Genomic DNA, 25,566 nt, shown 5'->3' on the forward strand with positions numbered 1-25,566 from the left:
TTTTAATTTTAGCAGTTTTGAATTTATTCTTTTATAAACTTTTTAGTTATGTCCCCTTTATTTGAAGCTATCTTAACAAAGTAAACACCCACATTTAATTTAGATATATTTAATTTTTCTTCAAATTGATTATCCGTTAAAATGAAATCTTGAAGTAATCTTCCATTAATATCATGCAACTTTATAGATTCTATGACAACGTTACTTTCAATAAATAAGTAATCACTAACTGGGTTTGGGTACAATTTAATAGCAGCTTCGATATTAAAATCATTTACAAATAAACTTTCCTCCACAATGGTCATCGCTGTATTTGTTATGATAGGCGCATTATAATCAAAATAAATTTCTGCGCTATTTCTAAATATATCTCCTAAATCTAATGTTGACCATGTTTTTATTTTAAAAGCCACATAACCATCGTTGTTTGCATCGTCTTCTGGCAAGTTTATATCTTCAAAAATAAACTCTACCACATCGGTATCCTTAATTCTTGTTACAAAATCATGACTTCCCATTACTGGTTTTAGAGTAGAAATATCATATTTAAACTTATCTATTTCATCCTTTACAACAATATTAACGGCACTTGCAGAACCTGTGTTTTCAAAGCGAATCATATAATGGACATAATCTCCGACTTCTGATGGATCAATAGTATCCCCTTCTAAACAAGTTTTATCATTAGGATCGTATGAGTTGACGACATTTTGATTCAATATAAAAACATTATCTTCTGGAGTTTCATCTCCTGATAAAGGGCTAATATTTGACGTAAAGCTTAACACATCATTACCATTAACAGGGAAATTTGGATCTGTTGGTGTGTTGATATTCATTGTAAAATGAACACTTCGAGTTTCAAAAGGTTGTAAGTCACTAAAATTCCATGATAAATTACCAATCGTTTGTGTATTTACAGCGGGATTAGAACTTACTAAATCCATTAATTCATCTTGAAAATTTAAAGAGAGCATTCCAGACAAGGTCGTATTTCCTTTATTTTTATAAATTATACCGTAATATGTATCAAAACCAGGCCGCGCTTGCTCATAAGGCATAATAACAATTTCTAAATCATTTTTTACACCAACAGGAGTCACACAAAAATCTTGGATAAAAGCACTACCATCTGTTGGGAAATCTACCGTAAAACTACTTGGAGAAACATCAAAGTAACTTGGGTTTTCTAAAACGGGTGTTACAGTATGGCTACCAGAACCAACCGGAATATAATATTGCCCAGACGTATTGGCTATATACGTACCATTATTTGAGCCATCGGTAATATCAAATTTCAACTCAGGAAAACTAATATCTGCAACATCACAACCATTAGCATTAAGGTCTAATGTAACGTTTCCGCTTATCTCAAAAAAATCACCACCCGGATCAAATGAGCAATACGAATTATAGACAAAACCAGCAGTTGTTATTGTGCCTGTTGTAACATACAAATTGTTATAATCATTAATACACGCATATTGCAATGCATTATTAGACCCTACATGGGCTGACACTCCATTGTCTTGCCAATTTACTCCGTTCTTAAGGTACAACTGAGTAAGAGCACTATTATTTTCAGAGCAGTCTAATCGTGTAATATTAGGGTTGTGAGTGATATCTAAAACTTCAAGCTTATTTTCCTCAACATATAAATATTCGAGATTTACCAAATTAGACACATCTAATTCGGTTAAATTATTTTCAGCAAGATAAAGTCGTTCTAAATTTATATTATTACTCACATCTAAAAAATCTATACCGGCCTTAGTACAATTTAATTCCCTTAAATTTAAGTTATTAGAGACATCTACGGTATTCGGATTTAAAGAATCCATATAATGATCAAAAGTCAATTTTTCTAAATTAAGGTTATTTGAAACATCTATACTTGTAAGATTTTGTGAAGAAGTTAAATCCAACTCAATTAAGTTAACATTCTGACTTAGATCTAGTGTTATCAAAGGCGAACCAGTTATTGCCAACACTTCTAAATTAATGTTCTGGGTTAAATCTAAAGCTTCCAATGCAACACCTTCAGTTATTAATCTAACGAGGTTTGTATTTTGAGTAAGGTCTATAGCATTAAATTGCCAATTTAAACTTCCTAAATTTAAGTCTACCAAATTGGTGTTTTGTGTCAAATCTAAACCGACTATATCATAATTACGCTTACAAGTTAACACTTCTAAATTCGTGTTTTGCGTTAAATCTAAACTGACCAAATCATCATTTCCAGAACAATTCAAATATTTTAAATTCACATTAGAACTTAAATCTAGCGTGTTAAGTCCGATATCAGGACATGACAAATATGTTAGATTAACAAATTCCTCAATACCTTCAAAAGATTCCATATCTGATGAAAACCAACTATCTATAAGGATTATTCCTTTTACAGCCAAGGCCTCTGATACTTGTATTTCTGAATCACCATTAGTATCTACAGATCCATCTGGAATATGGTCTCCATCAAGATCAGCTACATTTCTATTAAGTAATGCATTCTTAAAAGTGGAGTCAGGAATATTTACAATTTGAGCCTGGCTTAGCGCAAAAGATAAAAGTGTAAAGAGTAATACGTAGATGTTTTTCATATTTAGATAGTTTGGGTAGTTTGGGCAAACATAATGTTTTTAATTTTGGCAATCTTTTAATAGTGTCACTTTGTCACATTTTAACTCTTGGTATTTTATTTGACTATACCTAAGCATTCAAATTAATTATACAAAAAACTATATATCATGACAAAAGGAAGTATTAATGTATCGGTAGAGAATATCTTTCCGTTAATTAAAAAATTCTTATACTCTGATCACGAAATCTTTTTACGTGAACTTATTAGTAATGGTACAGATGCCACACTAAAATTAAAACACCTTACAAGTATAGGGGAATCTAAAGCTGAATACGGAAATCCGATCATTGAAGTTAAGATTGATAAAGAAGGAAAAAAACTTCACATCATTGATCAAGGTTTAGGAATGACAGCCGAAGAGGTTGAAAAATATATTAACCAAGTGGCATTTTCTGGTGCTGAAGAATTTTTAGATAAATACAAAGACTCTGCAAAAGATTCAGGTATTATTGGGCACTTTGGTCTTGGTTTTTATTCTGCATTTATGGTTGCAGAAAAAGTTGAAATTATTACCAAATCACATACAGGTGCTGAAGCTGCACATTGGACATGTGATGGCTCTCCAGAATTTACATTAGAGCCTTCTGATAAAGCCGATAGAGGAACTGAAATCATCCTTCATATTGCAGAAGATTCTACTGAATTTTTAGAAGACTCTAGAATCCGTGAGTTATTGAATAAGTATAACAAGTTTATGCCTGTGCCAATTAAATTTGGAACTAAGGAAATAGACGATCCAGATTTTACTCCAAAAACTACTAAAGATAAAGATGGCAAAGAAACGACTGAGCCACATAAAAAAATTACCGTTGATAATATTATCAATAATCCTAATCCGGCTTGGACAAAACAACCAGCCGATTTAAAAGATGAAGATTATAGTAGTTTCTACAGAGAATTGTATCCAATGCAATTTGAAGAGCCATTATTCCACATTCATCTCAATGTAGATTATCCGTTCAACTTAACAGGAATCTTGTATTTCCCTAAGATGACGAATGATATGAACATACAGAAGGATAAAATTCAACTGTACCAAAACCAAGTATACGTAACGGATAACGTTGAAGGGATTGTTCCTGAATTCTTAACCATGTTACGTGGTGTTATTGATTCGCCAGATATTCCATTAAACGTATCTCGTTCGTATTTACAAGCAGATGGTGCGGTGAAGAAAATTTCATCTTACATCACTCGTAAAGTTGCTGATAAGTTGAAATCATTATTCAACGCAAATCGCGAAGATTTCGAAAAGAAATGGGATGACATCAAAATAGTCATTGAATACGGAATGTTATCTGAAGAGAAGTTCTTCGAAAAAGCAGATGCCTTTGCCTTATACCCAACCGTTGATGGTAAATTTTACACTTATGAAGAGCTTTTCAATAAAACGAAAGCAACGCAAACTGATAAAGATGGTAAGTTAGTATTACTTTATGCTTCGAACAAAGATCAGCAACATAGCTACATTGAAGCTGCAAAAGCTAAAGGCTATGAAGTATTATTATTAGACTCTCCTATTGTTTCGCATTTAATTCAGAAGTTAGAAACGACTAAAGAGAATATTTCTTTTGCAAGAGTTGATGGTGACCATATTGATAACTTAATTAAGAAAGAAGAAAATACCATTTCTAAATTATCAGAAGAGCAACAAACAGAATTAGATACGATATTAAAAGAAGTTATCCCTTCTGAAAAATTTACGGTACAATTAGAAGCAATGGATAGCGATGCGTCTCCGTTTATTATCACACAACCAGAATTTATGCGTCGTATGAAAGAGATGCAACAGACTGGTGGTGGTGGCATGCACATGTTTGGCAATATGCCAGAGATGTACAACCTTATCGTAAATACAAACGCTCCATTGGTTGGTGAAATTTTAGAAACCAAAACCAAAAAGAAGCAAGAACGTTTAATAAACCAAAGTTTAGATTTAGCACGTTTATCTCAAGGCCTTCTAAAAGGTGAAGAGTTAACCAACTTTATCAAACGTAGTTACGAGATGATTAAATAACCTAATTCCTGATTTTAACAGGAATCTCTATAAAAATTAAAAAACCACTTTATTCGTTTAAAGTGGTTTTTTTATGTGATAGTAACGGATTAACTGCATTTTAAATAATATCAACGGATTAAAACACGTATTCAAAAGCTTATACGTACTTTACTCCCAACTAAGTAAATTTAAAGTGCAATCAGACAATTCTAAAATTCAAGTTATTTTTAATGGTCTTACATTTTCAAAAAAAGAAATTAAGATTATTGAATCGACATTGCAGAAAGTAAATGTAAAGAAAGGGACTACACTTCTCCATGCTGGTGATATTGCAGATACTATTTATTACATCTATGAGGGTTGTCTAAGAACATATCATATCGACAAAAACGGCAAAAAACACACGTTACAATTCGCACTTAAGGATTCGTGGATTACCGATTTTACAGCATTTTTCTCAAATTCAAAAGCACTTTTAAATATTGAAGTACTTAAAGACGCAACGATTTATAAACTATCTGCAAAAGACAAGGATTATTTAATCCACCAAGTTCCACAAATTCAACCATTTATTATTAAAAAGTTAGAATTAGCATTCTCTAATCTCCAAAAACGCATTTTAGCCAATCTTTCTCAAACAGCAACTGAGCAATATCTCAACTTTATTACCACCTATCCAGATATTGAACAAAACGTAAAAAACTACCATATAGCATCTTACTTAGGCATCACTACAGAAAGCTTAAGCCGAATTAGAAAAGAATTATTAAATACTTAAGTTTTATTAACATACATCAATTTTTTTATTTAAAAAAAATTTTATTTTTGTTCAACCCTAACTAGGGTAAATATTATCCCTAAGATTAATAGCCCTAAAAGCGCAAGTTTATTAAACTTGCGCTTTTTTTTATTTAAATTAGCATATCTAGCACATCTAAATACGTTAGCTATTACTATTACCGCTTTGGAAAATAATTAATCCATAAACTATGCATGTCATTTCAACGAATATAGCAGAACCAATCACTTTTATTTGGAATGGCACTGAAATTACAACAGGCATATATAAACAACCAACGGAACACTCAATATACTTAGGGCAATCCGATGTTAAAGGAGATGAAGTGTCAGATCGAAAAGTACATGGAGGTGAGTTTAAAGCGTGCTACTTATTTTCTGCAAACCAATATCCCTATTGGCAAGATTTATACCCTAATTTAGATTGGACTTATGGTATGCTTGGTGAAAATTTAACGGTTGAAGACTTAGACGAAAGGCAACTATATATCGGTGACATTTATAAATTGGGGGATGCCATAGTTCAAATTACACAACCGAGAGAACCCTGCTTTAAATTCGCCCATAAGTTTGGTTCCAATACCGTTATAAAACAATTTATTGCACATGGCTACTCCGGAACTTATGTAAAAGTTTTAAAAGAAGGAGACGTCAAAGTGGGAGATACATTTGAATTACTAGAACGAGGAAAAGATAGTATTTCTATTTTTCAACTGTTTGAATTACGCTACACAGAAAACAAAAACATATCGCATATCAACTTACTTCTAGATAATGATGCCTTACCAAAACGCTTTAGAAAACGCTTAACGTTCTTTGCGCGATAACCGCTTACAAGCACTTAAATCTTCAAATCACACTAGATTTAAGCTAATTCACACTACTATCTTTATTTTATTATAAGCACCTAAAAAGCAGAATATTATTAAATAATATCCTTTTTACGCAAACGTTGTAGTTAATCTTTTAATACCTTTACAACGACTCAAAATAAAGCAAATAAAAACATTCTACCAGTCATGAAAATCAAAAAAATTCTAGTTGCCAATCGTAGTGAAATTGCCATCCGTATTCTACGTGCATGTGCGGAACTTAATATCGCAACAGTTGCTATTTACACCTATGAAGATCGCTATTCGCAACACAGAAATAAAGCAGATGAATCATATCAAATAGGTGAAGACAACGATCCCCTAAAGCCTTATTTAGATATTGATGAAATTGTGGCTTTAGCAAAAGAAAAAAATGTCGATGCTATTCATCCTGGTTATGGTTTTTTATCTGAAAATTCAGAATTTGCGAGACGATGTGCAGAAAACGACATTATTTTTATTGGTCCAGACCCTGAAGTTATGGATGCTTTGGGCGATAAAATTACCGCTAAGAAAATCGCTGTAAAATGTAATGTTCCCATTATAGAAAGTAATAAAAAAGACCTTAGTTCTTTACAAATTGCACTTTCAGAAGCTAATACCATCGGTTATCCATTAATGCTAAAAGCTGCTTCTGGAGGTGGTGGACGTGGAATGCGCGTGGTTAGAAATGATAAAGACCTAGAACAACATTTTGATTCCGCTAAAAACGAAGCCTTAAACGCTTTTGGTGACGATACCATGTTTTTAGAAAAGTATGTCGAGAACCCTAAACATATTGAAGTACAAATTGTAGCCGACAGACATGGTAATATTAGACATTTATTTGAACGTGACTGTTCTGTGCAACGTCGCCATCAAAAAGTTGTTGAAGTTGCTCCATCTTATAATATATCTCAAAAGGTAAAAGATGCCTTATACAACTATGCTGTTGCCATTACCTCTGAAGTCAACTATAATAACATTGGTACGGTTGAATTTTTGGTAGATCAACAAGACAATATCTATTTTATTGAAGTCAACCCAAGAATTCAAGTAGAACATACGGTTACCGAAATGGTTACTGGAATTGATTTGGTAAAAACCCAAATATTCATTGCTGGTGGTTATAAATTATCGGATCAGCAAATAAAAATATACGATCAAGAATCCTTACAAACCTATGGTTTTGCTTTGCAATGTCGATTAACTACGGAAGATCCTGAAAACAATTTCACTCCAGATTACGGTAATATTACCACTTACCGAAGTGCTTCGGGAATGGGAATTCGTTTAGATGCTGGTAGTATTTATCAAGGGTATAACGTGAGTCCGTTTTTCGATTCTATGCTTGTAAAAGTGTCTGCACATGGTAGAACACTCGATGGAGCGGTTCGGAAAATGACACGTGCCTTAAAAGAATTTAGAATTAGAGGTGTAAAAACCAATATTCATTTTCTTCAAAATGTCATTCAGCATGACACCTTTAAAGAAGGAAAAGTCACGGTAAATTTTATTCAAAATACGCCTTCATTATTCGAAATAAAACTACCTCAAGACCGAACCACTAAAGCAGTGAACTTCTTAGCTGAAGTAATTGTTAACGGTAATTCTGATGTCAAAAATATTGATAAAACCAAAGTGTTTAGAACAGCTAAAGTTCCTAAGTATAATCGCTCTGAGGCATTTCCAAAAGGCACTAAAGATCTATTAACAGAATTAGGTCCTGAAGCCTTTTGCCAATGGCTTAAAGACGACAATAAAATACATTATACAGATACCACCATGCGCGATGCGCATCAATCACTTTTAGCAACACGTATGCGAAGTTATGATATGCTTAAAGTGGCCGAAAGCTTTGCTAAAAATCATCCTAATACCTTTAGTATGGAAGTTTGGGGAGGCGCTACTTTTGATGTCTGTTACCGCTTTTTACACGAAAGTCCTTGGACACGCTTAAGGGAATTACGTAAAGCCGTTCCAAACATTTTGTTTCAAATGTTATTACGTGGCTCTAATGCTGTGGGCTATAAAGCCTATCCTGATAATTTAATTGAGAAATTTGTTGAAAAATCTTGGGAAAATGGAGTTGATATTTTTAGAATTTTCGACTCACTCAATTGGGTAAAAGCTATGGAACCTAGCATAAATTATGTTCGTGATAAAACAGGTGGAATTGCGCAAGCTGCCATTAGTTATACAGGAGATATTTTAGACCCAAAGCAAAGCAAATACAACCTCAACTATTATACGCAACTCGCCAAAGATTTAGAAAATGCAGGCGCGCATATGATTGCGATTAAAGATATGGCTGGTTTATTAAAACCTTATGCTGCAACGGAATTAGTTGGTGCTTTGAAAGACACTGTAAATATCCCGATTCATCTTCATACGCACGATACCTCATCCTTACAAACCGCAACATACTTAAAAGCCATTGAAGTTGGAGTTGATGTGGTTGATGTAGCACTTGGCGGTTTATCAGGATTGACCTCTCAACCCAATTTTAATGCCATTATTGAAATGATGAAAGGGCAAAAACGCGCTCATGATTTTGATATGAATACGCTCAATCAGTTTTCAAACTATTGGGAAGATACCCGAGAAATGTACTATCCTTTTGAATCCGGATTAAAAGCAGGAACAGCTGAGGTGTATCAACATGAAATTCCTGGTGGTCAATATTCAAATTTAAGACCACAGGCCATTGCCTTAGGTCTTGGAGACCGCTTTGATGAGGTAAAGAAAATGTACGCCCAAGTGAATACTATGTTTGGCAACCTCATAAAAGTCACACCAAGCTCAAAAGTGGTTGGTGACATGGCTATTTTTATGGTGACTAATAATCTCACGCCAGAAGATGTCATGCAACGTGGCGAAACGATTTCGTTTCCAGAATCGGTAATCAATTTCTTTAAAGGAGATTTAGGCCAACCTGTTGGCGGCTTTCCTAAAGACCTTCAAAAAATTATATTAAAAAATAAAACCCCTTACACCGACCGACCAAATGCCCATTTAAAACCTGTAGATTTTACTAAAGAATTTGCTGCTTTTAAAAAGAAGTTCCAGCAAGGCTTTACAAGACCTATTGAAATAGAAGATTTCTTATCGTTTATGTTATATCCAAAAGTATTTGAGAAAGCCCATGAAAACTATAAACTTTACGGAAATATAGCACTAATACCAACTAAAGATTTCTTTTTTGGTATGAAGCTTCAAGAAGAAACCAACATTACGCTTGAACCAGGAAAAACGATAATTGTAAAATTACTTTCAGTAAGTATTCCAAATGACGATGGAGTAAGAACTGTATTTTTTAAGGTCAATGGTGAAAACCGATTTGTTGAAATTTTTGATACCTCTTTAAATATAAAAAAGGTTGAACATATAAAAATCGATCATGAGGATTCCAACCAAATTGGAGCACCTTTACAAGGATCCTTATATAAGGTTTTAGTGAAGAAAGGCACAACTGTTAAAGAAAACGACCCTCTGTTTATAATTGAAGCCATGAAAATGGAAACAACCGTTACAGCACATAAATCTGGAAAAATAAAATCGGTAACTTTAGCTGAAGGCAGTATGGTAAAACAAGATGATTTAGTAGTAACCATGGAATAGTAAAAACGCATCATCTTTGTGCTTCTTATAAAACGTGAAGCGTTAATAGAGATGAGGTTCTACGGTTTAAAAAAGTAGATTAATCACATTATCATTATTTATTTAATTTATTGGGTTATTTAAGCTTAGGTTTTAATAACCCAATTTGTTTTCCATTACCTTTGCCCCTATTAAATTATTAAGCATTGGAAAAGAAAAAACAACATCCTCAAGTAAAATCAGAACTTCATCCAAGAAGTCAGCATAGATCTCGCTACAATTTTGACGCACTTATCAAAAGTTCTCCAGAATTAGCCAAGTATGTGGCACCAAACACCTATGGTGATGATTCTGTAGATTTTTTCAATCCTGCAGCTGTAAAGGCACTTAATAAAGCTTTATTAATTCACCATTACGGATTAGACTATTGGGATATTCCTGAGCATTATTTATGCCCACCTATTCCTGGCAGAGCCGATTATATTCATAATATCGCCGATTTATTAAAAGGAGATGGTACTGTTATTCCAAAGGGAAATCACATTAAAGGCTTAGATATTGGAGTTGGTGCCAATTGCATTTACCCCATTATTGGTCAGCATGAATATGGCTGGTCCTTTATAGGAAGTGATACTGATGAAGCCGCTATTATATCTGCTAAAACTATAGAGCAAAAAAATTACAAATTAAGATCTACTCTAGAAATTAGACGTCAAGACAAAGCAAACAACTTTTTTTATGACATCTTAAAACCCGAAGAAAAAGTAGATTTTACCATTTGTAATCCACCATTTCATGCCTCTGCCGAAGATGCTCAAAAAGCAAGCTTGAAAAAACAAAGGAATCTTAAAGGGAAAAGACCTAATAAAGCACTTTTAAATTTTGGTGGGCAACATAATGAATTATGGACCAAAGGTGGTGAAGCACGCTTTGTAAAAGACATGATTTATGAGAGCAAGCATTTTGGCAAACAATGTTATTGGTTTACAAGTTTAATTTCTAAGGAAGCGACACTAAAACCCACCTATAAAGTTTTAGACAAAGTGAATGCTACTGTTGTAAAAACTATTGAAATGGGACAAGGTCATAAAATCAGTAGATTTATAGCTTGGACTTTTTTAACCGAACAAGAACAAAACGATTGGATACAAGAACGTTGGTAAAACATTTATTCTACCTTTGCCATAAATACAAAACACATGTCATTTAAAGACTTAAGCCTAATAAAACCAATATTAAAAGCTGTTGCAGCTTCTGGTTATACAGAACCGACCTTAGTACAACAACGTACTATTCCATTGGTTTTAGACCGTAAAGACGTTATTGTTTCTGCACAAACCGGTACAGGAAAAACGGCAGCTTTTGCCTTACCTATTCTTCAGCAATTGTACGATAAACAAGATGCTCCTAAAAAAGGTAAAAGAATAAGAGCGCTGATAATAAGTCCTACACGAGAATTAGCCATTCAAATTCAAAAGAATTTTAAAACCTATGCTGAGTTTACTAATCTAACGTCGTTAGTCGTTTTTGGTGGTGCATCTATAGAGCCACAAATAGATACGTTAAAGAAAGGCGTTGATATTTTAGTGGCAACACCTGGTCGTTTACTCGATTTACACAAGCAAGATTATATCAATCTCGATTTTGTTGAAACCTTTGTTTTAGATGAAGCGGATTTAATGTTAGCTATGGGTTTTATTGATGATGTAAAAAAGATTGAACGTCTTTGTCCTCAAGACAAGCAAACCTTATTATTCTCGGCAACGATTCCATTTAAAATTGAAGAATTAGCCAACACCTTGCTTAAATATCCAGAACGTATTGATGTGACTCCGACAAAATCGGTTGCTAAAAATGTGAATCAGGTATTGTACTATGTACCAAAGCAAAATAAAATTGAATTGTGTTTACATTTAATGCGCAACACAATTGAAGGTAACGTTCTTATTTTTAGACGTACTAGAAATGGCGTAGATAAACTTGAAGCTACCTTATTAAAAAACGGATTCTCTGTAAATAGTATTCATGGAGATAAACCACAAAGCGAAAGACAAACGGCTTTAAACAAATTTAAAAACGGTTACGTTAAAATACTGATTGCTACAGATGTTGCTGCACGTGGTATTGATATAAACGAACTAGATAACGTTCTTAATTTTGATATGCCAGGCATACCAGAAACTTATGTACATAGAATTGGTAGAACTGGTAGAGCTGGACATACAGGTAACGCTTATTCGCTGTGTTCTGCTGATGAGAAAAATTATGTAAAAAAGATAGAACAAGCTATTAATGTTCAGATTCCTGTAGAAACCGAACATCCTTATCCTTTAGATCCTAAAGCAGAACCTATTGTGCATAAACGACAAGGTAGCAAGTATAAAAAAGGTCGTAAGAGTGAAGCCTCTAAGAAGAAGAAAAAACGTTGGTATTAGAATAGCTGTTAGCTGTTAGCTGTTAGCTGTTAGCTGTTAGAAAAAATAAAAAGCACTTGGATAAACTAAGTGCTTTTTTTGTTTTAATATATATTCTGAATTACTCTTTTAGATCAATAAAATCCTCTCCAAATCTTATAATTCCGTGAACTGAATTAATTTGAATTTTGTTTGGGTTTGATTCCTCACCTATCACCATCATTTTTGATAGTCTATTTTTTCGACTTGGCTCTATTTCAAACGTGACACTATCATGAGAATGTACTGTATCGTTCCCGTAAGTTTCAATATAATATTTCATGTCTTCCGGATAAAAAAGATTGATTTCTGAATATTCTGTATCCATTTGAAAATCTTTAAAATTATTTGAGAAATTATGAAGCCAAAATTTCCCATTAAAATCTACTATTTTCACATGCTCCCCTACTTCTCCAATTTTTGTTGTTGAAAATTCACCATCAATAGTCAGGTTTTTCACCTCTGCTATTTGAACTACCTCTGCATGATTAAATTTGTATGAACCACCATTTAAAGTATTACATCTGAAACTCCCGTTAACAATATCAAGATTATTTAAAGGATTCTTAATACTTTGGAATTTCAAACTCGTATTTCTTGCATTTACATTTAACTGACTGTCTAAATCTAGTTTGAATGTCATACTAGAATTTACAGCCATAATCCTTAAGTTAATATGAGAAGGTATTTTTATTATGAATTTAGTTCTTAATACTTTTACACTTTTAGAATTAATTTTCCTTTTTTCCCCCTTATTATCAACCTCTCTTAAATTCTTTAAATACTCTTTTAAGCTTTTTCCTCTAGAACCACTATTAATATCTAAAAAATACTGTTTAGACTTCCTAAACATCCTAGTTGTTGGTTCTTTAAAATTAATATAATCACCTTCAAAAGTAATTCCATAAAGTGTTTCAATAGAATAAGTAACATCACTCGCTATATTGTTCCCTTTACTTTTAAACTCTAATTTATCATTTACAATTTGTGATTCAGGCTTAACGGCATTTAAAATTTTCTCAATTTCCTTATTTGAATAGTTTTCAAATTCGATCGTATAATCAAAATGAACTTTATTGTCTTCTGATGCTTCTATTTCTACATAAGTTCCTTCTAAATTTAAAACTAAGTTATTCAGATTTGCAGCATCAAAGCTTTCTTTAAATATCTCTTTAATTTGAGACTGAACCTGCAATGATGTGATGAGCATCAATGCTAAAATTTTAAATGGTGTTTTCATTATGTCCGTTTTTTTGATTTAATATGTTGATGTGTTTTTGAATGTCTTTTAAAATCTGTAATCGTGTTTGAAGGTTTTCAACTAATGCTTCAATGACTAAAATATTATTAGCATCGTCTTTAAACTGAAGAGAAATATCTTGATAATCTGCATCTAAGTCTTTCAATTTTTTTCTAAACCGTTCTACCAAAACAGCATCATCTGCAATAGCTACAAAACTCTGCCATTCGGTTTCAATATCTTTAAGATATGCTGCCTCAACAGCTTCTACTTGTGCTACTATTGGTGACACCTGATTTTGTTCTAGTTTTGTTTCCATTTCCAGAGCATTAAACCCTATAGTTAATGCCATAATTAAAATAGCTGCAGCACCTAACCAAGTATAAGGATTTTGCTTTGGTTTGGATTGCTTTTTAAGCTTATCTGCAAATTCACTTCTATGATTTTTAGGAAGCGGTTTTAAATCGTCTTCCTCTGTAAATAAAGTTCTAATATCTTGCTTCATTGTACTTTTGTTTTAATAGGTCTTGTAACTTTAATTTCCCACGTCTTAGATGTGTACGTGAGGTTTTTACGGGAATTTCTAAGATGTCTGAAATCTCTTCATGATCGTAGCCCTCTAATAAATAAAGCTTCACTACTACTCTATGTTTTTCAGTGATCTGATCAATAGCACATAAAATCTCTTGCTTTGTAATTGCAATATCAAATTGCCAATCGTCTTCATTTGAGATTTGCAATTCTGAAACTTCAACCGCTTCAAACTCTAGTTTATTTTTCTTTAAAACGTCTAAACACTGGTTAATGATAATACGTTTTAACCAAGCTCCAAAAGTGGCTTCGGGTTTATAGCTATCAATATGTCTAAACGCTTTTAAAAAACCGTCTTGCATCGCATCCTTCGCATCTTCTTCATTCAAATAACGACAAGCAACGGTATACATAGCTTGACTATATTTATCATAGACTTGCATTTGCGCAACGTCATTTCCTTTTTTGCAAAGCTTAATAAGTTTCGTCTCTAATTTGTGCATTGGGTTGGTTAGCGGTTTCTATTATAAAAACGACAGAATTTGTAAAGAGTTTCAAAATAGAATAAAAACGATTGATTTTAATTGAATATGTCTAATTTTAACCTGAATTTCAATCTACCCAATATAAAGATGAGCGACGATTACAAGAAACCTGCGTTTAAAAAATTATTAGATCGATTACAAGAAGAGAGCTGGCAATTAGAATTGCTGATTTCTGGTTTTGCTATTTTTGGATTATTCTCAGCCTATCCTGCTTTAGAAATAAAAATGGCCTATCACCAGTCTCAAAACGATAATAATCTGTTTTTTACGCTGATTTTAATTCTTGCGATTTCTGCATGTTCCATATTAATTTTCAACTTACTTCTTCACGTTCTTCTACGAGGCTTATGGATTGGTGCCTTAGGATTACGGTATGTTTCTGGCGACATTGAATACGATACCTTAAATTACACTAAACGATTTAGCAACTATCTAAAAATAAAAGTTGGTTCTTTTGATAGGTACATTGCAAGATTAGAAGACTACTGTAGCATCATTTTCGCAATCACGTTTTTGCTCATCTTTTATTTACTCGCTCTTGTTCTAATCATAGGGTCAATTGCTACAATAATTTCAGTGTTTTTAAATGGTCATACTTTTCGTGATTTTTCTACGTATGTTGGCATTATCCTTTTAGCATTTGTAATTATTGGTATGCTATTAACGTTTATCGACTTTATTACACTCGGTTATTTAAAAAAGAAAAAATGGCTCAGCAAAGTATATTTCCCTTTCTACTGGGTTTTTAGTATTATCACACTTTCCTTTTTATACCGACCATTAGTTTATAATTTTCTAGACAATAAATTCGGAAAACGCCTGAGTCTCTTTTTAGTTCCTATTTATATTTTATTGGTATGGATGACCTCTTTATATTACAATCAATCTAACTATTTTAATTTTATTGAGGACTCGAGTACTAACATTTCTAATTCTGCAAATTACGAAGATATGTTAATTGAGGAATCTGATTTTATTAAAAACATTGCTATCAATAGTAAAGTTATAAGCGATCCGTACATCAAAGTATTTATAGCTTTTGATAAATATATAGAGGATGAAATTTACCTCTTCAACCCAAGTTTAAAAGTTGATGAAGATGCTAGAGGTATTACATCAGAAATCAGCACAATCAATTATGACTCCAACACTAATGCATTAAAAAACAACTATTTGGATACATTTAATTCACTCTATTCTGTTGAAATTGATTCTACTTTATATAAAACCGAATTTTTACTCGGTAAAACTATAAAAAAACAAAACGGCTTTGAAACCTATATTGGTTTAAAAAACATAGATGAAGGTAAGCATATGCTACATGTAAAACGCAGGGAACTAAAAGCATCTGATACCCTATCTATAACTCAAGCTTCTATACCATTTTGGTATTATCCAAATTAGCATACAGTATAAATAATGTATCTTTAAAATCTATACACTTAACCATGCATAAAATTTTATTTATTCTAGCATTTATTGGGCAAATCTCGTTTGCTCAAATAACTATTAAAGATAGTATTACCAAATACCCTGTGAGTTATGCCACCATTTCTTTTGGCAATGGCAACGGTCTTTTTGCTGATGATGAAGGTCAATTTGTTTTTACAAAAAAATTATATCCAGATATTGATTCCTTATTTATTTCGGCTTTAGGTTTTAAAGACTTAAATATTGCCACTCATAATTTACCCAGTCAATTGTTAATGCAACCCGAAGCGCATCAACTAGATGCGGTTATGATTGCTAATAAAATAGATCGGAAATTTAAAGAAGAAAAACTGAAACCCTCTTTAGATGACGATTATTATAATTGTTGGCTGCCTACTATAGAATCTGAAATTGCGGTTTATTTTCCTAAAACGACAACCAAAGATCAAAAGCTAACTAACGTATTATTTCCTATTGCACTAGAATCTAAAGATTGGAAAAAACGCAACCGTTCTAATAGCGATAAGAAAAAGTTTTCCACCTTATTTAAAGTGAAATTTTACACCAACAATAATGGTGTTCCTGGTAACGTACTAACCAATGAAACCATCGTTTTTAGAGCTACTGAAAAAGATGGAGATGCTTATGATTTAAATGTAAATGATTATGATATCTATATTCCTGAAAATGGTTTTTTTGTATCACTACAAGTTTTAGGCTATACTAATAAAGACGGAAAACTACTACCTAACAAAAAATATAAAGAGATTGTTTCTAAAACTGGTGGTGTTGTTAAAATCCCAACTAATTTTAGACCATTATTGCCTTTTACAGATGAAATTGAAAGCAAAAACACCTATATTAAGCGCGTATTTATTAATGGAAATAATTGGGTAAAGTTTGACAAAGGCCATCAATTTAAATCGAGTTTATTAGACAAGAATCTTTTTAATTATGGTATAGGCTTAACCTACAAAACATATAAAGATGAATGATCCCATTGGTTTATACCTTATGGCTGCAATGTATATAATTGCAGGGTTTATGCACTTTATACGACCAAAATCTTATATGCGTATTATGCCAAAGTATTTACCAAATCATAAAATATTGGTTTACTTAAGTGGTATCGCAGAAGTCTTTTTAGGTATTGGTTTGTGTATCCCTACATTAAAAGTAATTTCTATCTATGGTATTATTCTAATGTTGGCTGTATTTCTTTTGGTACATGTTTATATGCTTTCTGGAGAAAAAGCTTCTGCTGGAATTCCAAAATGGATATTACTTATACGCTTACCACTACAGTTTGGGTTGATGTATTGGGCTTGGATATATTTATAAGTTAATAGCTATGATTATTACCAAACATTGCCAATTCTGCGATCATCAAAAAATTGATTTTAAAACAGGTACAATTTGTGCCTTAACTGATAGAAAACCCGACTTTAAGACAACATGCGTAAATGCCAAACTAGATGATAAATTAGAAGCAAAAATTAAAGCTATAAACATTACGTATGAAGCCGTACTTAAAACAAAATTATTAGTCTATACTAATTTTGTTGTATTCCTTACGATAGCCATTTCTGTTATTTTAGCTGGCTATTTTTTAGCTCAATATCTATTAAATTTTAGGGTTATTGCAGCAGCCCCCTTTATCATATCATCAGTAGGTTTATTAGTCATTCTTCCTCTTGCTGTAGGGCCACTAAATACGTATAGAAATGATTTAAAATTAGCTAAAGCAAAAAAAGATGATTTAGATGCTGTTCTAAAGATTTATAATATTAAATATGATATAACGATTTACTTTGGAGCCAAATATCATGGCACACAAGATGTTGCCGTTGATTTACAACTTAAAAAATAAGAATTACTCTACCTCAAAATCAAAATAAGTCTTAGGAAAAGGCTCCCATCGCAACGTAAAATGCCACCACTCTTTTGGGTAATTTCTAAAATTATGTTTCAACATTACAGTTTGTAATAACTGTCTATTTTTCTTTTGCTCAACAGTTAAAGCATCATGTGCAATCCAAGAAGCTTCACCAAAAAAATCATAAGGACTGCCCATATCTAAAGGCTCGCCTGTTTCCCCATCTATAATCGTTAAGTCCACAGTACTACCTCTACTATGACCAGATCGCGATGCAATATATCCTGCTTTAAATAAGTTTCTCTTATTAACTTCTGGATAAAATTGTTGTTTATTAATGGTATCATTTAGATCTTTTGCCCATCGAATAAAATGATTTACAGCCCTTTGTGGTCTGTAGCCATCATAAATTTTTAAACATAAATTTTGTGATTGCAATTCATCTTGAACCCGTTTTAATTTTTCAACAGCACCTGTGGTTAAGATTAAGCGGTTAGCATTATAACCATCAATCGTATCTCCAACAAAATTGTTTTGCGAAAAGTATCTCAATTCCACATCCAAATCAGGAATCATAGATTTAGCATACACAAAACCATCTGGCAAAGTTTGCTTTTGTTGAAACCCGAAAGTCAAAAGGATTAAACTCCCAATATATAGTAGCGTTTTGTAATTCATATCAAAATACTAAATTAATAAAAAATACAGTAGAAACTTATTTTAATAAAACAACATTATAATCATAGAAATTAAAAACCTAATAATAACAATTAATGTGTCAAAAAAAAAGAAATTAAACTAGTCTCCAAAATATATTCCTGGAGTTAAAACAATCTAAAATTGAAGTTGAACACCGACAAACTTGACATTATAAAAAACAAAAAACCGAGATCCCTCAATCTCGGTTTTCGTTTATTTGCTTTTTTCTATGCTGGTAGATTCAGGGTCTCTAAGCCAACTCAACATAAGGCAAATATTAATTAATTAATCCATTGAACTAAAAACTAAATTTTAGTACGGGTCAAATATATAATTCATTTTGAATGGTGTCGCTAAAAAACATATTTAATCGACGAAATACATACAATTTTAACGTTTAAAGACAAAATAACGCATTTGAACGATGAAATGCGGTTTTAACAAAATTGATATTTCAATAAATAACCTATAAATTTGGTATAATATTTAAAACAAACATTGAATTCAGTGATTATGAATTAACTTTATACCTCTTAAAAAATTAAAAATGAAACACTATTTAATACTTATTCTCTGTTTAGTTAGCATGCTTGGCTTTAGTCAAGACAAAACATATAACGAGGAAGAATTGTCAATAACCCAATGGATAGATGGTACATTACTAACACCAATAGCGAGTAATAAACCTAATTTAGCCATTATTATTGCAGGATCGGGCCCTACCAACCGGAACGGTAATCAAAATTTTCTAAAAAATAACTCTTTAAAAAAATTAGCAGAGGGTCTTACAGAAAATGGTATTGCCACTTTTAGATACGACAAACGCATTGTAAAACAAATACTTAAAAACCAAGTAGACAAAAACATTATGTTTGATGATTTTGTAAACGACGCATCAGAAATCATTAGCTTTTTTAAGGAAAAGGATGCTTACGGTAAAATCTATGTCATTGGCCATAGTCAAGGTAGTTTAGTCGGAATGTTAGCCGCGAAGGATAAAGCCGATGGGTTTATTTCTCTAGCCGGTGCTGGCAACAATATAGGAGATGTTCTAATAGAACAAGTGACTAAAATGGCACCAAAACTAGGTGAAGAAACACAACGTGTGGTTACGATATTAAAACAAGGTAAAACAACAACAGATTACCCTGAGGCATTAGGATCATTATTTGGTCCAAACATTCAAGACTTTATGATAAATTGGATGACCTACTACCCTACCAAAATTATAAAAGAATTAAAAATGCCAATACTTATTGTAAATGGCACAAAAGATCTTCAAGTCTCAGTTGATGAAGCTAAAGTTTTAAAAGAAGCCAATACTAAAGCGGAACTGCTAATTATAGAAAACATGAATCATGTGCTTTTTGAAATTGAAGGTGATGATTTAGAAAATTCAAAATCGTATAACGAATCGTTTAGAGCGATTTCTCCACAACTTATGACTGGTTTAACCGACTTTATAAAGTCTTAAGGACTTTATATCTACTTAAAAAGAAAAGCATCTCGCCTGATCATAATCAGAAATGAGATGCTTTTTCTACTTAACCAACTAAATAATAATGAAAAGCATCCCAACCACGAGATGCATTTTCTAACTAACCAACCAATGTAATGTTACGACTTTGTAGTACTGCTATCAGTTGATAACAGCTGTAATAAGCATTACAATTAGTAATATGCAAACCTTGTGCCAAACTTTATATTTTAATTCTTTTTAAGAAAACTGTAACAAAAAATTCTATTTGGATACTTATATTTTAAACCATATCTTTATGATATCATTTTAATATCATATTGATTAATTAAAATTATTAACCAATCAAATTTTTTAAATCATGAAAGAAGAAAAAATCATTATCCCAGCAAACGGATACCTAATGTTGTTCTTATTTATACTACTCTTCTTTGGTAGTATTGCACTTATCACTATAACAGAAACCGGCTGGCCTGTGTTTGGTATTGCTATAGCATTACTTTTAGCTTTTGGCTTTTTAATGGTACAACCTAACGGCTCTAGAGTTTTGCTTTTATTTGGAAAATATGTTGGTACAGTTAAAAAGAATGGCTTCTATTGGGTAAATCCTTTTTATACCAAAAAGAAAATTTCACTTAGAGCGAGCAATTTTGATAGTGAACGTTTAAAAGTGAACGACAAACTAGGAAACCCTATAATGATTAGCACCATTTTAGTTTGGCGTGTTCAAAACACCTACAAAGCCGCATTTGACGTTGATAATTACGAAAACTTTGTACGTGTACAAACCGATGCCGCTGTTCGTAAATTGGCAAGTATGTACCCTTATGACAATTTTGCTGACGAAGGTGTTGACGAAGATATCACCTTACGCTCAAGCGTTAATGAAGTCAGCAACGCCTTAGAAAAAGAGATAGACGAGCGTTTATCCATTGCTGGTATCGAAGTTTTAGAAGCTAGAATAGGCTATTTAGCCTATGCGCAAGAAATCGCTAATGCCATGTTAAAGCGTCAACAAGCTACTGCTATTGTTGCAGCGCGGCATAAAATTGTAGAAGGTGCCGTAAGTATGGTAGAAATGGCCATTGAGCAACTCAGCAAAAAAAATGTTGTCGATTTAGACGAAGAACGCAAAGCTGCAATGGTAAGTAATCTTATGGTTGTACTATGTGGTGACAAAGATGCGTCACCTGTTTTAAACGCAGGAACTTTAAACCATTAATAAATATGAATCAAAAACAAGTTTATAGCATCGGTATAGGATCAGCTATTGGAAGTAGTATTGGGACCACAATTGGGGCCATAACAGACAGCATTGCAACCAGCTTGATATTTGGTTCAATTATCGGAACCATAATAGGTATTATATTTGCCTTCGTGATTTTTAAAACAGATACGTTATGAAAGAATATAAAGTCGTTATGCTTAAATTAGGCTTCAGAAATCGTATTCAAAATTTTGAAGATCTTCTCAATCAGTATGCACGAGAAGGATGGGTTGTTAAGAATATTGCTGTTAATTGGTCTTCAGTCGTTTTTGAACGTGATAAAAATAGATAATGAGAATCTTTAAAGAAGAACAACGTTTTAATCAAGTGTGGCTTATTATAGTTTTAATGGTAAGTGCAATCGTTCCAATTTCCGTTTATATAAATGAGTATTTAGAAGACCCTTCTAAATCTTCTGTTTTAGAATTAACTGGATTAATACTTGTCGTAATTTTAGTTACAGGATTAATATTTTTCTTTAAACTAACGACGCGTATAGACGAAAAAGGAATTCATTATAAATTCTTTCCTTTTCATTGGAGCTTTAAGGTCATCAAATGGGATGAAATCCATAAGGTTTATGTCAGAACGTATGATCCCATAGGCGAATATGGAGGTTGGGGACTAAAAGGCGGCATACTTTGGAATAAATCGAAAGGTAAAGCCATAAACGTTTCAGGAGACATCGGAATTCAATTAATTTTGAAGAACGAAAAAAAAATACTCATCGGCACACAGAAACAGGACGAAGTAAAAAACGTCATAGCGACTTATAAATCGAAATTAAAATAACAAAACTATAATGTCTAAAAAGAAAGCCTTTGCACTACGAATGAATGAAGATATGCTGAAAGCCGTTGAAAAATGGGCTTCGGACGAATTTCGTAGTACTAATGGTCAGATAGAATGGATGCTAATGCAATATCTCAAAGAACACAATAGACAACCCAAACTAAAAGATAAACCCACAGAAAAAAAGTGACCGGAAACGGTCACTTTTTTTAGTTTTAAATTTTTGTATTTTGCGCTGAAATAAAGCTAGAATATGAAATCATTATTTAAGACACTATTAATACTATCCTTATTCTTATTTAGTATCAATTTTTCATTCGCTCAAACCTTGACGTTTGAAAAATCCAATACCAATCATTCCGAAGAATTTACAATACCAGTAAAACTAGATTCTATATCCTTCAATGCCTTTAAAATTGAATTTACCATTTCCGACGATTTAGCTGAAGTTGTTCAATTTATTCCTAGTAAAAAGATTACAGAAGGCACCTACAAGTATAACAACACCAATAAGATTTACAGTATTGAATATAACCATTCATCACCTATAAAATTTGAAAAAAAAGCATCTTTATTCGATTTAAAGATGAAAACAGAAAATCGTTTCAAGGATAGAGAACTTATAAAATTAATATCTACCAACTTTATTTTAGATGACACTAATGTGCCATTAAAAAAACAAAAGATTGAAAAAGCAACAGCCAATCAATGGGTGTTATTTAAAAACGATGCTATTGTCTTTGGTTTATTAATGATTGCATTAGGATTTGTCTTTTTCACAGAATCTAAGAAAACAGGATTCTGGTACAAATTCTATCGTATTGTACCTGCCCTATTAATGTGTTATTTAGTTCCTGCTATATTTAACTCATTCGGATTAATTTCAGATGAAATCTCTCAAAGTTATTTTATTGCAAGTCGTTATTTATTACCTGCTTCGCTCGTACTTTTAACTTTAAGTATCGATTTAAAAGCTATTTTTAACCTAGGATGGAAAGCATTAGTTATGTTCTTCACTGGAACCATAGGAATTGTAATTGGAGGACCTATAGCCATTTTATTAATCTCATCGTTCTCTCCCGAAACTGTTGGTGGCGCAGGATTTGATGCCACATGGAGAGGATTAGCAACCCTAGCCGGAAGTTGGATTGGTGGCGGAGCCAACCAAGCGGCAATGTTAGAAATTTATGAATTTAACCAAGAACTTTATGGGGGAATGGTTTTAGTAGACATTGTCGTTGCTAATATTTGGATGGCAATAATTCTACTAGGCATTGGGAAACGAAAAAAGATTGACAATTGGTTAAAAGCAGATAATACAGCAATTAATGAACTTCAAAATAAGGTGCAGAATTTTAGTGATAAAATCACACGGAATCCATCATTAACCGATATCATTGTAATTCTAGCTTTTGCCTTTGGCGCTGTTGGAATTGCACATTTTGGGGCCGACAATATATCAGTGTATCTAAAAGACAACTTTGAAGCTGTAAGTAATCCTAAAAGTGCTTTATCATCTTTTGGAAGTGGTTTCTTTTGGCTTATCTCTATTGCCACACTAATTGGAGTTTTATTATCATTTACGAAAGCTAAAAATTACGAAGGAGCCGGTGCTAGCAAAATAGGAAGTGTATTTATATATATTCTTGTTGCAACTATTGGAATGAAAATGGATTTAGGTAAAATCTTTGAAAATCCTGGACTTATATTAATCGGATTAGTTTGGATGACTATTCATGCTTTATTATTAATATTAGTAGCTAAACTTATAAAAGCACCATTCTTCTTTTTAGCAGTTGGTAGCCAAGCAAATGTTGGAGGAGCTGCTTCTGCTCCTGTTGTTGCTGCTGCTTTTCACCCGTCTCTAGCAACTGTTGGGGCATTATTAGCGGTGTTTGGTTATGTTGTTGGAACTTATGGAGCGATTCTTTGTGCAGAACTTATGAAAATAGCAGCTGCAGGTTAGTATTTATTAAACTATTATAAGATATTTGCGCACCTAATTATTTAGTAAACCATGACAAAATTAAACAAAGCTCTAAGCCTCATAATTTTAGTAATATTGGCCGTTTCTTGCGGTAAAAACAATGACTCCAATTTCACCCTAAAAGGTCATATTAAAGGGTTAAAAAAAGGAGTTGTCTATCTTCAAAAAGATGGGGATTCTAGTATTGTAAATTTAGATTCTATGCGTATTACTGGGCAACCAGAATTTACTTTACAAGCTAATATAGACGAACCCATTCTTCTTTATTTGAAATTATTTAAAAACGACGGAGAAGAACATTATATTCCATTCTTTGCAGATAAAGGAGTTACAGAAATCACGTCTACATTAAAGAATTTTAATTTTGACTCTAAAATTAAAGGCTCTAAACAACAAGAACTTTTAGATGCGTATATTAGTGTTATGTCTAATTATAATAATAGAAACCTAGATATTATTGAAGCAAGTTTTAAGGCTCAAGAAAAAAAGGATAGTATTGCACTCGATTCATTGAATAAACTAGCAGATCACCTTATAAAGCGTAAATATGCCTATACCATACAATATGCAATGAACAATAAGGATAGCGAAATTGCACCTTATTTGGCCTTATACGAGGCACGAAATGCTAATCCAGTCTATATTGATTCTATTTATAATAATCTTACACCTGAAATTAAAAATTCACTTTATGGCAAAAAATTAAGTGACTTTATAGAACATAGGAATTCTGCCAATTAGTAAGAAGTCCAAAATACCGTATGATTTTCAATAAATATTATTAAAAAATCCAATCATGTTTATGATTGGATTTTTTTTATTTTATAAAGCATATAGAACGACACAACCTTAACAAATTCTGTACTCGTATTTCTTCTACTTTATTCATCATTGTGGTCTAAACAAAAAAAACTCCAAGTACTTTACAGTAATTGAAGTTTTAATTAAGAGCCGATGGAGGGACTCGAACCCACGACCTGCTGATTACAAATCAGCTGCTCTAGCCAGCTGAGCTACATCGGCAATAAAATGCTTACCTTATATCGGTAAGCGAGCGCAAATTTAAAATAGATTTTTAAATATGCAAACCAATTTACTTTAATTTATTGATTTTTTCGATAAGTGCTCTTCCTTTGGTTTCAAGGTCTGCGCTAATTGCTTTAAAATGAGCTTTCTTATTTTCTACACTTCTGTCATTCACACGAGCAATTAACTCATCAAACGTTACGATAGCTTCATCTATAACAGCTTCACTTTCTTTAGTTGGCTTTTCTGCATTCGCTAATTCCCAAACATACACTGCTTCAATAATATCTCCTAAGACGTAATTGATATCTTTTTTTAATTCTCTTTTGTTTGCCATGATAATTATTTTTTAT

General features: G+C 32.4%; 23 protein-coding genes and 1 tRNA gene. 17 read left to right on the forward strand and 7 right to left on the reverse strand.

Features of this window, described 5'->3' with window-relative positions:
• Positions 1-23: 23 nt before the first annotated feature.
• Complete coding sequence (locus ACXGSQ_RS17155) at positions 24-2,600, reverse strand: T9SS type A sorting domain-containing protein (RefSeq protein WP_458627360.1); 2,577 nt, start codon at positions 2,598-2,600, stop codon at positions 24-26.
• Positions 2,601-2,747: 147 nt separating this feature from the next.
• Here ACXGSQ_RS17155 and htpG point away from each other — a divergent pair, with 147 nt between their 5' ends.
• From htpG to ACXGSQ_RS17185, 6 genes are all read left to right on the forward strand, one after another.
• Positions 2,748-4,658, forward strand: a complete 1,911-nt coding sequence (gene htpG / locus ACXGSQ_RS17160) for a molecular chaperone HtpG (protein WP_458627361.1) — start codon at positions 2,748-2,750, stop codon at positions 4,656-4,658.
• 175 nt (positions 4,659-4,833) lie between these two features.
• Positions 4,834-5,418 carry a Crp/Fnr family transcriptional regulator gene (locus ACXGSQ_RS17165; protein WP_458627362.1) on the forward strand — a complete coding sequence of 195 codons (585 nt, stop codon included), beginning with the start codon at positions 4,834-4,836 and terminating at the stop codon, positions 5,416-5,418.
• Between the two features lie 211 nt (positions 5,419-5,629).
• On the forward strand, positions 5,630-6,265 hold the full coding sequence (locus ACXGSQ_RS17170) for an MOSC domain-containing protein (protein WP_458627363.1): 636 nt from the start codon (positions 5,630-5,632) through the stop codon (positions 6,263-6,265).
• A 192-nt stretch (positions 6,266-6,457) separates the two neighbouring features.
• The gene (locus tag ACXGSQ_RS17175) at positions 6,458-9,910 is read left to right on the forward strand and encodes a pyruvate carboxylase (RefSeq protein ID WP_458627364.1); all 3,453 of its coding nucleotides are present in this window, start codon (positions 6,458-6,460) and stop codon (positions 9,908-9,910) included.
• A 185-nt stretch (positions 9,911-10,095) separates the two neighbouring features.
• Positions 10,096-11,052: a 23S rRNA (adenine(1618)-N(6))-methyltransferase RlmF gene (gene rlmF, locus ACXGSQ_RS17180; RefSeq protein ID WP_458627365.1), complete on the forward strand. Its 957-nt coding sequence runs from the start codon at positions 10,096-10,098 to the stop codon at positions 11,050-11,052.
• A gap of 36 nt (positions 11,053-11,088) precedes the next feature.
• A complete protein-coding gene (locus ACXGSQ_RS17185) occupies positions 11,089-12,324 on the forward strand; it encodes a DEAD/DEAH box helicase (RefSeq protein ID WP_458627366.1) in 1,236 nt (411 codons plus the stop codon).
• Between the two features lie 100 nt (positions 12,325-12,424).
• Here ACXGSQ_RS17185 and ACXGSQ_RS17190 read toward each other — a convergent pair whose 3' ends face one another.
• Genes ACXGSQ_RS17190 through ACXGSQ_RS17200 form a run of 3 tightly spaced genes read right to left on the reverse strand, consistent with a single transcriptional unit; the run spans position 12,425 to position 14,616 of the window.
• The gene (locus tag ACXGSQ_RS17190; protein ID WP_458627367.1) at positions 12,425-13,582 is read right to left on the reverse strand and encodes a hypothetical protein; all 1,158 of its coding nucleotides are present in this window, start codon (positions 13,580-13,582) and stop codon (positions 12,425-12,427) included.
• On the reverse strand, positions 13,566-14,087 hold the full coding sequence (locus ACXGSQ_RS17195) for a hypothetical protein (protein ID WP_458627368.1): 522 nt from the start codon (positions 14,085-14,087) through the stop codon (positions 13,566-13,568). The genes ACXGSQ_RS17190 and ACXGSQ_RS17195 overlap by 17 nt, the downstream gene beginning before the upstream one ends.
• Entirely contained in the window at positions 14,071-14,616 is a 546-nt protein-coding gene (locus ACXGSQ_RS17200; protein ID WP_458627369.1) for an RNA polymerase sigma factor, read from the reverse strand. The genes ACXGSQ_RS17195 and ACXGSQ_RS17200 overlap by 17 nt, the downstream gene beginning before the upstream one ends.
• A gap of 129 nt (positions 14,617-14,745) precedes the next feature.
• On the opposite strand from ACXGSQ_RS17200, the gene ACXGSQ_RS17205 reads away from it, so the two are divergent.
• From ACXGSQ_RS17205 to ACXGSQ_RS17220, 4 genes are read left to right on the forward strand one after another with little or no spacing between them, the layout of a single operon-like run.
• Positions 14,746-16,062, forward strand: coding sequence for a hypothetical protein (locus tag ACXGSQ_RS17205; RefSeq protein WP_458627370.1), 1,317 nt, complete (start codon positions 14,746-14,748; stop codon positions 16,060-16,062).
• Positions 16,063-16,106: 44 nt separating this feature from the next.
• Positions 16,107-17,084 (forward strand): hypothetical protein, encoded by a 978-nt coding sequence (locus ACXGSQ_RS17210; protein ID WP_458627371.1) that lies wholly within the window; start codon positions 16,107-16,109, stop codon positions 17,082-17,084.
• Complete coding sequence (locus ACXGSQ_RS17215) at positions 17,077-17,430, forward strand: DoxX family protein (RefSeq protein ID WP_458627372.1); 354 nt, start codon at positions 17,077-17,079, stop codon at positions 17,428-17,430. Before ACXGSQ_RS17210 ends, ACXGSQ_RS17215 begins: the two co-directional genes overlap by 8 nt.
• A gap of 10 nt (positions 17,431-17,440) precedes the next feature.
• A complete protein-coding gene (locus ACXGSQ_RS17220; RefSeq protein WP_458627373.1) occupies positions 17,441-17,959 on the forward strand; it encodes a hypothetical protein in 519 nt (172 codons plus the stop codon).
• A gap of 3 nt (positions 17,960-17,962) precedes the next feature.
• On the opposite strand, the gene ACXGSQ_RS17225 is transcribed toward ACXGSQ_RS17220, so the two are convergent.
• Positions 17,963-18,643 carry a M15 family metallopeptidase gene (locus tag ACXGSQ_RS17225; RefSeq protein ID WP_458627374.1) on the reverse strand — a complete coding sequence of 227 codons (681 nt, stop codon included), beginning with the start codon at positions 18,641-18,643 and terminating at the stop codon, positions 17,963-17,965.
• 568 nt (positions 18,644-19,211) lie between these two features.
• Between ACXGSQ_RS17225 and ACXGSQ_RS17230 the strand changes: the two genes are divergently transcribed.
• The 7 genes from ACXGSQ_RS17230 (at position 19,212) to ACXGSQ_RS17260 (ending at position 24,928) form a co-directional block, all read left to right on the forward strand.
• Entirely contained in the window at positions 19,212-20,138 is a 927-nt protein-coding gene (locus ACXGSQ_RS17230; protein ID WP_458627375.1) for an alpha/beta hydrolase, read from the forward strand.
• 364 nt (positions 20,139-20,502) lie between these two features.
• Positions 20,503-21,363 carry an SPFH domain-containing protein gene (locus ACXGSQ_RS17235; protein ID WP_458627376.1) on the forward strand — a complete coding sequence of 287 codons (861 nt, stop codon included), beginning with the start codon at positions 20,503-20,505 and terminating at the stop codon, positions 21,361-21,363.
• A gap of 178 nt (positions 21,364-21,541) precedes the next feature.
• Positions 21,542-21,700, forward strand: coding sequence for a DUF4177 domain-containing protein (locus ACXGSQ_RS17240; RefSeq protein ID WP_458627377.1), 159 nt, complete (start codon positions 21,542-21,544; stop codon positions 21,698-21,700).
• A complete protein-coding gene (locus tag ACXGSQ_RS17245) occupies positions 21,700-22,200 on the forward strand; it encodes a hypothetical protein (RefSeq protein WP_458627378.1) in 501 nt (166 codons plus the stop codon). Before ACXGSQ_RS17240 ends, ACXGSQ_RS17245 begins: the two co-directional genes overlap by 1 nt.
• Positions 22,201-22,210: 10 nt before the next feature.
• A complete protein-coding gene (locus ACXGSQ_RS17250) occupies positions 22,211-22,390 on the forward strand; it encodes a type II toxin-antitoxin system antitoxin (RefSeq protein WP_458627379.1) in 180 nt (59 codons plus the stop codon).
• Between the two features lie 561 nt (positions 22,391-22,951).
• A complete protein-coding gene (locus ACXGSQ_RS17255) occupies positions 22,952-24,166 on the forward strand; it encodes a DUF819 family protein (RefSeq protein ID WP_458629378.1) in 1,215 nt (404 codons plus the stop codon).
• A 51-nt stretch (positions 24,167-24,217) separates the two neighbouring features.
• Positions 24,218-24,928: a DUF4369 domain-containing protein gene (locus tag ACXGSQ_RS17260; RefSeq protein WP_458627380.1), complete on the forward strand. Its 711-nt coding sequence runs from the start codon at positions 24,218-24,220 to the stop codon at positions 24,926-24,928.
• A gap of 208 nt (positions 24,929-25,136) precedes the next feature.
• Here the strand turns inward: ACXGSQ_RS17260 and ACXGSQ_RS17265 are convergent.
• Both ACXGSQ_RS17265 and ACXGSQ_RS17270 read right to left on the reverse strand, forming a co-directional pair.
• Positions 25,137-25,210 (reverse strand) — tRNA-Thr (locus ACXGSQ_RS17265).
• 70 nt (positions 25,211-25,280) lie between these two features.
• Complete coding sequence (locus ACXGSQ_RS17270; protein ID WP_458627381.1) at positions 25,281-25,550, reverse strand: hypothetical protein; 270 nt, start codon at positions 25,548-25,550, stop codon at positions 25,281-25,283.
• Positions 25,551-25,566 lie beyond the last annotated feature (16 nt).

The sequence above is a fragment of the Winogradskyella sp. PC D3.3 genome (assembly GCF_054366245.1).